At 37.8% G+C, this 14,099-nt stretch carries 7 protein-coding genes and 1 pseudogene; 2 read left to right on the forward strand and 6 right to left on the reverse strand.

Annotation, left to right across the window (positions count from 1 at the left end; genetic code table 11):
* Positions 1–73: 73 nt before the first annotated feature.
* The 5 genes from acnA to ACQKOG_RS22365 form a co-directional block, all read right to left on the reverse strand.
* The gene (gene acnA, locus ACQKOG_RS22345; RefSeq protein WP_370080118.1) at positions 74–2,779 is read right to left on the reverse strand and encodes an aconitate hydratase AcnA; all 2,706 of its coding nucleotides are present in this window, start codon (positions 2,777–2,779) and stop codon (positions 74–76) included.
* A 1,175-nt stretch (positions 2,780–3,954) separates the two neighbouring features.
* A complete protein-coding gene (locus tag ACQKOG_RS22350) occupies positions 3,955–4,590 on the reverse strand; it encodes a hypothetical protein (protein WP_370080120.1) in 636 nt (211 codons plus the stop codon).
* A 71-nt stretch (positions 4,591–4,661) separates the two neighbouring features.
* On the reverse strand, positions 4,662–5,168 hold the full coding sequence (locus ACQKOG_RS22355) for a PadR family transcriptional regulator (protein WP_370080122.1): 507 nt from the start codon (positions 5,166–5,168) through the stop codon (positions 4,662–4,664).
* 6 nt (positions 5,169–5,174) lie between these two features.
* Positions 5,175–7,640 carry an FtsX-like permease family protein gene (locus ACQKOG_RS22360; RefSeq protein WP_427448289.1) on the reverse strand — a complete coding sequence of 822 codons (2,466 nt, stop codon included), beginning with the start codon at positions 7,638–7,640 and terminating at the stop codon, positions 5,175–5,177.
* A complete protein-coding gene (locus ACQKOG_RS22365) occupies positions 7,609–8,328 on the reverse strand; it encodes an ABC transporter ATP-binding protein (protein ID WP_370080126.1) in 720 nt (239 codons plus the stop codon). The genes ACQKOG_RS22360 and ACQKOG_RS22365 overlap by 32 nt, the downstream gene beginning before the upstream one ends.
* A gap of 244 nt (positions 8,329–8,572) precedes the next feature.
* Between ACQKOG_RS22365 and ACQKOG_RS22370 the strand changes: the two are divergent.
* Positions 8,573–9,602, forward strand: a pseudogene (locus tag ACQKOG_RS22370) (IS256 family transposase); the annotation flags it as partial.
* 78 nt (positions 9,603–9,680) lie between these two features.
* Positions 9,681–11,108: a serine hydrolase domain-containing protein gene (locus tag ACQKOG_RS22375; protein WP_427448290.1), complete on the forward strand. Its 1,428-nt coding sequence runs from the start codon at positions 9,681–9,683 to the stop codon at positions 11,106–11,108.
* 811 nt (positions 11,109–11,919) lie between these two features.
* On the opposite strand, the gene ACQKOG_RS22380 is transcribed toward ACQKOG_RS22375, so the two are convergent.
* Positions 11,920–13,995, reverse strand: a complete 2,076-nt coding sequence (locus ACQKOG_RS22380) for a serine hydrolase domain-containing protein (RefSeq protein ID WP_415733160.1) — start codon at positions 13,993–13,995, stop codon at positions 11,920–11,922.
* Positions 13,996–14,099: the final 104 nt, after the last annotated feature.

The raw sequence follows: 14,099 nt of genomic DNA on the forward strand, positions 1-14,099 counted from the left end.
AACCCCCATGACAATTATTTTTATGTATAGACAAAAACCGATCTCCTAAGAGATCGGTTTTTTAGTTAAATGATTATTGAGCAGCTTTCGCGCGAAGAACCATTTGTAGGATACCACCGTGACGGTAGTAGTCTACTTCTACTTCTGAGTCGAAACGAGCTAAAGCTTGGAAAGTTTTAACTGATCCGTCTTCAGATTTAGCAGTTACTGTTAAGATTTCACGTGGTTTCACGTTGTCAGTAATGTTAACAGAGATTTCTTCTTTACCAGTTAAGCCTAATGTATCAGCTGATTCACCTGGCATGAATTGAAGTGGAAGAACACCCATCATTACTAAGTTAGAACGGTGGATACGCTCGTAAGATTGTGCGATAACTGTTTTGATACCAAGTAAATTAGTACCTTTAGCAGCCCAGTCACGAGAAGAACCCATACCGTAGTCGTTACCAGCAAGTACTACTAAGCCAGTACCTTGCTCTTGGTATTTCATACATGCGTCATAGATGTACTCTACTTCACCTGTTGGCCAGTAAGTAGTGAAACCACCTTCTGTACCTGGAGCAACTTGGTTACGGATACGGATGTTTGCAAATGTACCACGCATCATAACTTCGTGGTTACCACGACGAGAACCGTATGAGTTGAAGTCACGAATTGCAACACCGTTTTCGATTAAATATTTACCTGCAGGTGTATCTTTACCGATTGCACCAGCTGGAGAAATATGGTCAGTTGTAATTGAGTCACCGAACTTCGCCATAATGCGTAAGCCTTCTAAGCCTTTGATAGCTTCTGGCTCTTTTGCAAGACCTTGGAAGAATGGTGGGTTTTGGATGTAAGTTGATTTGTCATCAAATGTGTATAGAGACTCAGTTGATGTTTCAATTGCATTCCATTTTTCGTTCGCTGTGAATACAGTTTCGTATTCTTTTTGGAATAATTCACGGTTAACTACAGTACCTAATACTGCGTTAACTTCTTCAGTTGTAGGCCAGATATCAGCGAAGAATACTTCGTTGCCATCTTTGTCTTTACCGAATGAATCTTTTTGTAGGTCAACATCCACAGTACCAGCAAGTGCATAAGCAACAACAAGTGGTGGTGAAGCTAAGTAGTTAGCTTTTACAAGTGGGTGTACACGACCTTCAAAGTTACGGTTACCAGAAAGAACTGAAGTTACGAATAAGTCGTTCTCTTTGATAGCGTCTTCGATTTCAGGAAGTAATGGACCTGAGTTACCGATACATGTTGTACAACCGTAACCTACAGTGTTGAAACCGATTTGGTCAAGGTAAGTTTGTAAACCTGAATCTTCAAGGTAACCAGTTACTACTTTAGAACCTGGTGCTAAAGAAGTTTTTACCCATTTAGGCACAGTTAGACCTTTTTCTACAGCTTTCTTCGCAACTAAGCCCGCAGCGATTAATACGTATGGGTTAGATGTATTTGTACAAGAAGTGATAGCAGCGATTGCTACAGCACCTGTTGGGATTTCTACATCACCTTCAGCGAATTTAGCTACAGAAGTTTTTGCGAATTCATCTTCAGTTAAACCGAAACCTTGTGTACCTTGTGGTGCCACTACTGCTTCTTTGTAACGAGTACGCATTTGAGATAGTGGAATTAAGTCTTGTGGACGTTTTGGACCAGAAAGGTTTGGTTCGATTTCAGCTAAGTTTACTTCTAATACGTCAGTGTAAACTGGCTCTAAAGTTGGATCGAAGAACATGTGGTTAGCTTTTAAGTAAGATTCTACAACCGCGATGTGCTCTTCGTCACGACCAGTTAAACGCATGTAGTTTAATGATTCTTCGTCAATTGCGAAGAAACCACATGTAGCACCATATTCAGGAGCCATGTTAGAGATTGTCGCACGGTCAGCTAGTGGTAATTTAGTTACGCCAGGTCCGAAGAACTCAACGAATTTACCAACTACGCCACGTTGACGTAATACTTGAGTTACTTTTAATGCTAAGTCAGTAGCAGTAGTTCCGTTTGGAAGATCGCCAACTAATTTAACACCGATAACTTCTGGGATTGGGAAGTATGAAGGTTGACCAAGCATACCTGCTTCAGCTTCGATACCACCAACGCCCCATCCAAGAACGCCGATACCGTTGATCATTGTTGTATGTGAGTCAGTACCTACTACTGAATCTGGGAAAGTTTCGAATGTACCGTCAGCATTTTCGTTTACGTGTACAACTGGAGCTAGATACTCTAAGTTTACTTGGTGAACGATACCAGTTGCTGGTGGTACAGCACGGAAGTTATTGTAAGCAGTTTGAGCCCATTTTAAGAAGTTATAACGCTCAGCGTTACGTTCAAATTCTAGGTCCATGTTTGCTGCTAATGCAGATGCATTACCGTATTTGTCAACTTGTACTGAGTGGTCAATTACAAGGTCAACTGGAATAGCAGGGTTGATTTTGCTTGGGTCGCCGCCCATTTCTTTCATAGCAGAACGTAGAGAAGCAAGGTCAACTACTACTGGTACACCAGTGAAGTCTTGTAATACTACGCGTGAAGGTTTGAATGGTACTTCTGCTTCTGGATCTGCACCGTTACCCCATTTTGATAATTCGTTTACGTGCTCTTCTTTGATAACATATGCATCATATTGACGTAAAACTGATTCTAATAATACTTTGATTGAGTAAGGAAGGTTTGAAACTTTTGCAACGCCAGCTTTTTCAATCGCAGCTAAGTCATAGTAATTATAAGTTTTACCATTAACTTCGAATGATGCGCGGCTGTTGTGTAAATTACCTTGTGCCATTTGCGGATCCCCCTAAATTTCTTTTTGAAAAGGCTATATAAATTTTTAAAGCATCTTTTCTCCAATACCCATAATAGCGTATTTATATTCATAAGTAAATTACATTAATATTATCTTTTTCAATAAGTAATCCTTATGACCCTGGTTTGTAGCCTAATGTTTTTAATTTTTTGATGTGCATAATATGAAGGTTTCGCTAAAAAGAAGTTTTTATACCTTTTATATGAAGTGTATTTAACTGGGGCATTTTTTGGGGCACTCGTAGTTTTTTTAATGGTACCCCACCTATAATATTGAATAATTTATAACAATCGTTCGGACAGGTACTTTATATAGTAGAAATCTTACAAAGAAACATATTTTTTATATAGATAAATCATATTAAAAAAATTTAAAAAAGTCACTCATTTTATAAATAAATAATGAGTGACTTTTCATGAACTATTATTTCAATAGATACATTCTTCAGGTTCTTTATCAAAACAAAATCCTTTAAACGATACTGTTCTTAACAATCCAGAATTAGTTTTCTCTAAATACTGGACTTTACAATACAATCTCGGCTCCAGCCAAAGCATATCGCGATCTACTTTTGTTGCAATATGTTTGGCGATTTGACGAAAGGCTCTTTTCTTCTGTTTTAAATCCAAACTCAACATTAGCTAGAGCCTTATATTTTTTGTTTATCATTGTGCCCACTAATAATGAAAAAGGATTTTCGCTGTAACCCAAGATAACTGTATCCATAATTTTGTTATATATACTAAAAATAAGGGCGCATTTAGTGGACTTCTATCAATACCTGTTGAAGTTAATGACGGATCCACCGAATCTGGATATCCACCGAAACCTAGAAATTTTAAATCACTACATGCCTTGGTCAAAAAACATCCAAGCTGCATGTGGAAAATAAAATAGCCGTATATCTGATTAAAAAATCAATGATATACGGCTATTCGTGATGCGTACCGAAAAAGTGCGCCTATTTTTTTATAATTCGGGCTTACACTTTATCAATACCTTTTTATAAAAAAGTGTAATTAAACAACACTATTTCACTGTGGACATGTATTCAAAGAATAGATTAATATCTTGTTTCCACTAATTATTAAAAGGCGATTATAACCTGTATATGCCATAATTGTGCGAATTTTGAAGTTCAAACTTACTTCTGCCTATTTTTTGGGAAACAATGTATAAGACCATGAATTAATAAAGTCAGCAATAAATACAATTCCCCAAATTACACCTATTGCAAACGCAGCATCATTTGGATAAGGTGATCCTTTAGCATTTTCATTTCCTAGCCACGAAAAATCACTTAAGTACATCTTTATTTCTGCCAAACTTTCTGTACCAATTACCCATAGAATAGCTTGAACTGTAATGAACAAAACTAAATGAATATAGGATGATACACGATATTTCTTTGCAATATATTTAGGATTATTATTTTTTTCAATAATCTCATAATCTTTATCAGTCAATAATTCAACGCCACGTAACTTTCCAATTTTTTTACGCATCCAACGATCCAATTTGATAAAATCAAGTATACCAAATGTAAAAGCATAAATGATAAAGATGATAATAACGATTTGAAAAGTTGATATTTCTCCTGTTTGACGATAGACATACAGTCCGAGTAATCCCTCAATTATCAACAAAAACAGAAATAAAAAAATAAACATTAGGCTATATCGAGTTTTTTTAAAAAAATAGCGAAATATACCGAATAAGATCAGGGATCCCAATGACAATACCTCTATAGAGATAAACAATTCCCAATTGTAATCAAGGATAACATCCAAAAAATTTTCACTCCCCTTCAAAAGATTGAATAACGGTAAAGGTTTTTAAAAGAGAAAACCTTTACCTAGAATTATGGTCTATTTCGATTTTCAACTTGATTTATCCAGTTTAAATCTGCTTCTAAATGCAAGAGGGTACCAGTGATTAATAAATACCTATTCTCGTCACCTTGAAGAAGAAATTCCGTTTTAAATTTAGTCAATTCCATGACATCTTTCATTATCATCGCTTTTTGTTGATCAAGCATTTTCTTTTCTTGTTCGAAATCAATCTTACGAGCACAGCTCCATTTAAAATGAAAGTCTTCTTTAGTAGAATGATAGGGTACAGGTTCCAGCAACCAATTTTCCAACTCTTTTTTACCTTCCGTAGTGATTTCATAAAGTTTTCTTTCTTGGTCATCCATTCCTACAGATAAGACAAGGTGATCACGTATTAGACGGTCTAGAGTCGTATAAATTTGACCAGGATTAATTTTTCCTTTAACTCCCAGATGGGATTCTAGCTCTAGTTTTAATTCATACCCGTGATTTTTTTGTAGAAATAGCAGAGTTAATATTCCGTACTTAACCGACATAATTACTTAACCTTCTTTGAGTGATGATATAATATTTATTTTACTAGCTGTAGTACTGGAAATCCAAGAAGCAAGGAGACTTAGAGAAACACCAGCAATCAGTGCCAGAATAATATTCTCTAAAGGTAATTGAAAAGATATCAACCCTCCCAATAGTTCGGATTGGCTAGTTGTATAAAGTAAAACTACACCCGAAATTATACCACCAATAAACCCCGACAATCCAATAAGTAAACCTTCTCCAATGATCATCTTTTTAACTTGCTGTTTCGTAAAACCAAGCGCTCGCATTGTCCCTATCTCGGTGGTGCGTTCCAACGTATTCATTAATAAAGTGTTTGCTGTACCGATACTAGCTAGTCCAATGATTAAAACTAACATGATTAAAATCAACTCATTCATACCGGTTAATGCTGAAGTAGTTGATTTAATTTTATCTTCTACTGTTTCTACTTTTGAGAGATGAGTGCTGAAATCCAACCATAACTCATTACGTAATTGTTCACCAGTATATCCGTCATTTAAAGTTAATAATATGTCGAAATGATTCGCCCAACCAAATTTATTATTTAAATGATTCTCATCCATAAATGCAACATAGCCTGAGTAATTCGATGTTTTCACTACATCAAGGACTTCAAGTTGTTGTTTACCTGAGGGTGTATTAATGTAAATATATTCTCCTATATTTCCACCCCATTCATCAAAAGCTCTTTCGCCGAGGATAACAGAAGGTTCCTTTGCCAGCTCATAATATAAATTGTCTTTATTAGAACTTTCAAATAAGGTGGGGCCTTCTTCATCTACAGCAAAAATGGAAAACTGTCTCTTCTCCCCATCAGTGGTTACCCATGTAATTGGCGTAGCTTCCGTTAAAGGATCAACATTTACAACAGCATCATATGATAGTAACTTTTCTATATCCTGATTAGACCAAGGTGCTTCTGATGAAACTCTCAGGTCTCCTCCATACGTATTCCTGATTTCATTTTCATAACCTTCAGGTGCGGATTCAATAACAGCACTTAGTAATAATATCACTGCAATCCCCACAGCAAGAATAGCAGCAGTATTAGCATTTCGATTTAATTGTTTTGTAAGGGTTTGCGTTGCCAGACTACCAGAGTAGCCGAAGATTAATTTTAAAATAGGTTTAAATATCCTGCTCACACCAAGTAACAATAATGGAAACAACAAAATGATGCTTACTAAAATCGCTAAATAAGAGATGGGATGATTGATAAATACAAAAGCAAGCAAGCCAACACCTAGAACTGCCCTAACTATGTACAGGCTTCTCGATGATTGGGTTTGATTTGCCATTTTTAATGTCAATAACACAGAGGTTTTCCCCGCATTGTAAATAGGAAATAATGAAGATACAACAGGAAATAAAATTCCAACTACTACAGCTATTAATGCAGGTATTTTCCAATTTAATGTGTAAACCATGTCAAATTCAAATACGCTAAGTAAAGTTTGCATGAACATATCCCCAAGCCAAATTCCCATAGGCACCCCAACAGCTGTACCTATTAGCCCCAACAGTAGTACTTCAATAAGAATAAGTCTGGAAACAGAACTTTGTAGATATCCGAAACTTTTCATGATTGCAAATTCCTTTTTTCGCTCCATAACACTTGTATAAATCATATTAAAAACAATGAATCCGCTAATAAACATAGATAACCCAGCAATTAAGTAAAAGAACGTATATAGTCCCCCTATATCGTTACTTTGTCGATCATCCGCGACAACTGGTTGTACATATACATTTGAATTACGAAATTCTTCCTGGAGAGATTGAAAAAGTTTCTCTCCTTCTTCAGTTGTTTGAAATCTTACATAGGAAAGTTTGTCCTCCATACCAGTCCATTCTTGTAGCAATTCAAGTGGAGCCATGATTCGGAAGCTGGTTGATTCAGCACGCTCCCAGTTACTCGGACTTGCAAGCAACTGCGTATATTCAACAATGGCGGAAACCTTAGCTTCTCCCAAATCGGTAAACCTAATTGTATCTCCTACTTTTTTATTTAACAGATTTGCAACAGCTTTTGGTATCACCAAACCTTCATTATCCAAACTCCCTTCGATAACGGGAAGTTTCAGTAAAGAACTGCTTTGATCATTCACGCCTGTAATTCGGACAGATCTTTGATTTAAAGATTGATCACCCTCCAGCTCAAAAAAGGCTTGTTTATCAAGTGCAAGCATGGTTTCCGTCACAATTGGGCTAGTTAAAACTGACGAAACCACATCCTCAGAGTAAGTATGTTCATCGCTTAGAACCCAATAATCCGCATTTGCCACATACATTTCTTCATAATAATCGAAAACATCATTTGTTGTTTTGTCTGCAATAAGCATAGATGTTACAAAAGCTATACCTAAGATTATCCCAAGTAGGGAAATGAAAAACCTTTTTTTATTTTGTGTGATATTACGCCATGAAATTCGCCACATATTTAGCATAATCATCATCCTTTCTAGAAATCACTTGATCAATAACACCATCCTTAAAAAGAATAATTCGATCAGCAAACCCAGCTGCGAAAATATCATGCGTTACCATGATGATTGTTTGATTATTCTCTCGATTGAATCTTGATATTAATCCGAGTATTTCTTCGGCTTTACCTCTATCTAAATTTCCTGTTGGTTCATCGGCTAATAGAACAGAAGGGTTATTAACTAACGCCCTGGCTATAGCAACTCGTTGTTGTTGACCGCCACTCAGCAAATTAGCACGTTTCCGACCAAGTCCTTTCAATCCGACAGAATCAAGTAGTTCTATAATAATTTGGTTCTTCTTTTTAGTTAAACTACCATCTGCATGAAGAGGGAAAGCTATATTTTCTTCTACACTTAACGTTGGGAGTAGCTGGTAATTCTGAAAAATAAAACCGATATACTTTCTACGAAATATCGTTCTTTCTTTTTCCGTCATATTACTTAAATTACTTTGATTTATTACTATATCTCCTTCAGTAGGAACATCAAGACCCCCTAAAAGTTGTAGTAATGTGCTCTTTCCAGAACCACTTGGGCCCATTACAGCCACAAATTCGCCTTCTTCAACGTTCAAATCAAAACCCTTCAAGACTTGTGTTCTTTCTTGCCCCTGTATAAATTCCTTTTTCAAATTTCTAACTTTAATCATGTTTTAATTCCTCCTATCCTTTCGAAATTATTATATACTAAGTATATAATGCATAAAAGTAAAATCGTTTAAATTTCATTATAAATTATGTATTTTTTATAAAAGACCCCCTAAGTATAATGTATACTTAGTATACATTATACATAAATACTGTATAATGATAATAAAGTCGTCACTTTATTCGTAAGCCCGTATTCAAATAACGCATATAAACACGCAGCACCTCCCGGTACTATAAAGGTACTCTGGTAATTCTAGAAATGGTTCCTATACGCGTATGCTACATACTGAGTTTGGTGATCTTCAACTTGCTATCCCTCGAGATCGTAATGGAGAATTTAAACAACAAACCGTAGCGCCCTATCGCCGTTCAAACGATACAATACACTAGAAGCGTTCGTGATTCATATGTTTCAAAAAGGCGTGACAAACGCTGAAATTGCTGATCTCATCGAGCGGATGTATGGTCACCATTACACACCACAAACGATTTCGAACCTCACAAAGGTGATGTCTGAACAAGTTGAGGCGTTTCAAGTTCGTCCCCTTTCTGCACGGTATGCGTGTGTTTATTTAGATGCGACCTATATTGCTTTAAAACGAGAAACAGTCGCAAAAGAGGCTGTTTTTATTGCCGTTGGAATCAGTGAAGATGGCTCAAAAGATGTACTAGGATATACCATTGCACCGACTGAATCAGCGAGCGTATGGAAAGAGGTTCTTCAAGACACTCAAGACCGTGGTGCGGAAGAAATCTTATTATTTGTATCAGATGGTTAAAAGGTATCGCAGATGCCATTCTCTCCATTTATCCAGATGCAAAATACCAAACGTGTTGTGTCCACCTACAACGAAATATTTCTCATAAAGTACGAATTTCTGATCGCCAAAAAATCTGTGACGATTTCAAAAAGGTTTACCGTGCAGATAACTTGGAAAATGCACAGAAAGCGCTCCAAGATTTCATTGAAAAGTGGAAAACACTCTATCCCAAAGTCACAAAACCGTTAGCTGCCAATCCTTATATACTCACGTTCTATAGCTTTCCAAAATCCATTTGGCGTAGTATTTACTCCACCAACTTGATTGAATCATTCAATAAACAAATCAAGAAATATAGCAAGCGTAAGGAGGAATTCCCCAACGAAGAATCGTTAGAACGCGTTCTAGTTTCACAGTTTGAAGAATATAATCAACGGTTCGCCACCAGGTACCATATAGGTTTTGACAAAGCTCGAGCAGAACTTGAAAATCTGTTCAAAACGAAAGAATAAAAGAGCGTCTACAAGAAAAGGAAAAACTTATTTACACAAAATTATTGACGGTACCTAATTTTTCAAAAAGGAGAGTTTATGAATAAGATTATTGTTTTTGTATTAACGATATTTATATTATTCTCAGGATTCGCAACACAAAGTTATGCGTTGTCAGATTCGAAATCTGCGGCAATTCAAGCGTTGCTAGATGATGCCCGTCGTATATCAGGTGTGCCGGGAATGTCAATCTCAATACTTGCTGATGATGAAGTGTTCTACTTTTCTTCAGGGTATGCAGACCGTGAAAAGGGGTTGTCTGCAAGTGAAAATACACTCTATGAGTTAGCCTCGGTCAGTAAAGCTTTTACCGGTATGGGTATTATGCTGTTGGAAGAGCAAGGGCTGCTCTCAATGACTGACCCTGTCCAAAAATATTTACCTTGGTTTACGTTAAAGTATCAAGGGAAACCTGTTGATATGCAAAGCCTTACACTAAATAACTTTCTTCACCATACCAGTGGTCTAACAAATATTAGGCATACTCAAAATATTCCTCAAGGCAATACACCGGATATGTTGCAAAAGACTGTGGAAATGCTCGTGGATGCTGAATTGGCGTTCCCTCCCGGTGAACAGTATAACTATGGAACTGTTAATTATGACGTATTGGGTTTGGTTATTGAGATTGTGTCGCGACAAAGCTATGAAGACTTTATGAGGGAACAGGTATTTCAGCCATTAGGTCTTCACCAGACGTATGTTTATAAAGAAGATGCTCAAGCCACTGGACAGTTAGCGCAGGGCTACCGTTCTTCCTTTTTTATGACAACTCCATTTAAAGCTCCGGATTATGCTGGGAATAAACCCGCAGGCTACATCATTTCTAATACAAAAGATATGGCGCGTTGGATGGGCATACAGATGGGTATCGTGCAAGACATACCCGAAATATTTCACACGGTTATCGAAAAATCACATAAGGGTGATATGTCTGTTTCGGCTGTCAACGATATGTATTATGCGGCAGGTTGGTCGGTAAACGCCGACCAAACGATTATAGAACACACTGGGGGCAATCCAAATTTCAGAACCAAAGTAGCCATACTGCTAAATGAACGAACAGCTGTCTGCTTGCTGAGCAACGGTGCAAATACCAATATAAACCTGGTACTAAAAGTTAAAGATATATTAGACGGCAATCTAACTCAGTCATATGAAATAAGCGGCACACAGCTTTTGGATATCACTTTGTCGTCTATCACAATTATTCTTTGCCTATTGGCCGTTTTGTTATTTCTCTTAGGATTACGCAGAAGGAAAATGAATGAGCGGCAGCCAATGACAAAAAAGAGAATAATCGTAACAATTATTTTCCTGATCGCTACGATTGCCCTGGGTATACTGTGCTGTGCTTTAGATTGGTCAACGATACTTATTTGGCGAACATATAGTGTTCTTACAGCTTTGATTTCGTCAGCATTATTAACAGCCAGCATTACATGGTTTGTATACACTCACCGATAAAATACCTTGCTCCCAAGATAAGCATAATGTTAAGTAATTAAATTTCAATTTATCGGTATGCTTAATTTGAAAAACATAAGACACTTCGGTGTCTTTTTTAATATCATCGACAATTTTCCCAGCCAAACCTAATTACTATTACTTCCACTAACTTGTTCGTTCGGAATAAGGATTTTTAAACAACTATATTATTTTTTAAATGACTTTATTGTAAATTAAACAACTTTATTATTTCTGCACACACTCGTAAAAAGGCACGAACATTGATTTAACAACATTCGTGCCTTTTTGGTGTGTTTCCAAACTTCCATTTGGGAACGTTATTTCAATAAGTTATGTATTAATTATACAGAGATATAGTAGCTAATCTTCTTGCTTTTTATACCAACAAAATAGCATTGCAAGTAAACCTACTCCAAATAAAATATTCCCCAAAAGAAAGCTTGATGAATATGTATACTTTTGAAATTCATAGAAATTAGTATCGGCAGTTCCGCCTACCATTTTAAGGCAGATGTGGATCTACGTCAAGATTGTAGACACACTCAAGTTAATTTTTTGTGTTGCGCAACGTCCATTTTTGGAGTGTTCCACATCCCGAGTAGACCGTCAAGTGAAAAGAGCCTTTGACCGCCTACTCGGGATGTAGAGCGGAAAATGCATGGAGGTTGCGCCCGAAAATGTGGAGGGGTAGATTTCTTAACTGGACCAAGATGGCATTTAGCTATCTTGGTCCAGTTGTTGTTAAAATATTATTCATCAACTTTATCTGCATTTATTTCTTCTGGATTCTCTGTACTTTAAATTATAGTTAGTTCAACGTGATTGCAAATTCCGAGTTCGGCGCGCCAGCAAATACAACCGTTCCGCTTTTCGGCAGTTTTATTTTGTTATTGCCGCTCACAACGGTAAAGTTGACGCATACTCCCTTCTCATCATACACAGCGAACGAACTCTTTGATGGCAACGCCACGGTCATCGTTTTCCCTGCTACCTCTTGCGGGATCGTAAACCATTTCGCATGCCCATTTGCTTGCAGCGTAAATTTGGATGATTGGCTTACATCCAGCGGTTTTACGTTGGATTCACTTACGTATAAAGATCCGGACATCTCCATATATTCATCGCCGCCTTCTGTAAAGAAACGGGCTTCCGACGTATCACGGCCACCCATCACAGGTATTTGGAGCTGATGCATCGCCGTGTTAGGGCCTGTAATTTTTCTGCTTTCCCAATAGCCCTCCATGCCTTCCTTGCTATTAATTTGTTGGGTAGGCATCATTAAATATTGCATAGAACTAAATTTCTCGTTCACAAGATAGAACTTGACGCCTTCCCGCTTTGCCCATGCGGCAGTGGTTTCCTTCGATAGCACATTGTCTTCTAGTTTCTCGGCTACATATTGAGTAATCACTACTTGCCCTAAGCCTGGCATCGATATAAATGTGCTCTCCTTCAAATATGTTCGTCTATTCTTCTCTGTGACGAAATTGAACTTGGAGGTACCTTCCGCATTAATAAAGCTTCCATTCGCAGTATATACATATTTTTCTTCTGGATTAGATGGTAAGATCAATTCTCCATTCCTCGTAATATCTATTTTGAATTGACTGAAACTATTGCCATAAAAACCAGCTTTCTTCGCTACGTCTTGAGGCATCTTGGCCTTGACCGGTTTGTCAAAGGATTTGTTCGGCTTGATATCCTTAATTGTGCCCTTCTCTTTAAGCGCAGTGAGCAGTAATTCAGTCGCCATCAGTTGATTTGTAGTGCTGCTACCGCCGGATGACAACACAGCCACTGCCATCTTCTGTTCAGGAAGTACGACCAGTGAAGCATGTTGCAGTCCAGTATCGCCGCCTTTAGCCAAGCCCTTTATCCCATATTCACTGAATGGATATAGTTTCACACTATCCCAGCCAAGACCATAGTTGACAATATTATCACCATCCCCTGGCCACATTCCTTTTTTATATTCCTCATGCTCCATCGCCTTGACTGCCTTATCAGAGAGAATTCCTTTATCCTGTCCCATAAATATTTGTGAGAATCGTACCATATCTTCTGCTGTGGAAGAGATCCCTCCCGTACCAATTACATTCACCGATTCAGTAGGAAGCTGCCCTTGGAACGTTGGAAAATAAAGTCCAGCTCGCTTATCGTCTTCCCATTTGTCCTGTGGCGTTTTCGTATGATTTAGCTTTAAGGGTTTTGTAAACCGTTGATGTATAAATTCGGTAAAGCTCATACCGCTGACTCTTTCCACCATAATCTCGGCAAGCGTAAAGCCGTCGTTGCAGTATACCGAGAACGCGCCAGGATTCGCCTTCAATTGCTGGCTGGACAATTGCTGCAACAAGTTATCGTGGGCATAGGTATCATTATCATTAAATAAAAATGAATTACTAAGCGTACTACCTTGCAAGCCGGAGGAGTGGTTCAACAGCATACGTGGCGTAATGCTTTTGTAACGCTCGTCTTTCATCTTGAAATCAGGAACATAGTGGACAACAGGAGTATCCAAATCGACTTTTCCTTCGTCGACCAATTTCATCACAGCCGCCGTTGCATACATTTTACTGACTGAACCAATCCCGTATAGGGTATCTTTGGTCAGCGGCTGTTTCCCTTTCATATCGTTCTTGCCTGTCTGACCCGACAAAATTAGTTTACCATTATCAATTAGCGCATACTGCACGCTAGTCGTTTCATAGGATTCCGTGAGTAAAGTAGCCTTCTCTGCCGCAATCTTTTTTAGTTCTTGACTAGCTACTTCTTGGCTAGCTACAACCGTAGCCTGACTGCTAGAAAGCGCCATAGCCCCTGTTGGTAGGCTCATCGTTAACGCTAATGTAGCGGCTAACACCGCAGATAGTTTATTTTTCATAAAAGAATCGCCTCCTTGATTTCTAGATATACACTTCCTAAAACATGCCCCTACAAATAAAATTTTTTTGTCTACTTTAACACCTTGATCCCCCTCTTCACCAA

The organism is Lysinibacillus sp. NPDC093216, from assembly GCF_050280325.1.
In the GTDB taxonomy this organism is placed as follows: Bacteria; Bacillota; Bacilli; order Bacillales_A; family Planococcaceae; genus Lysinibacillus.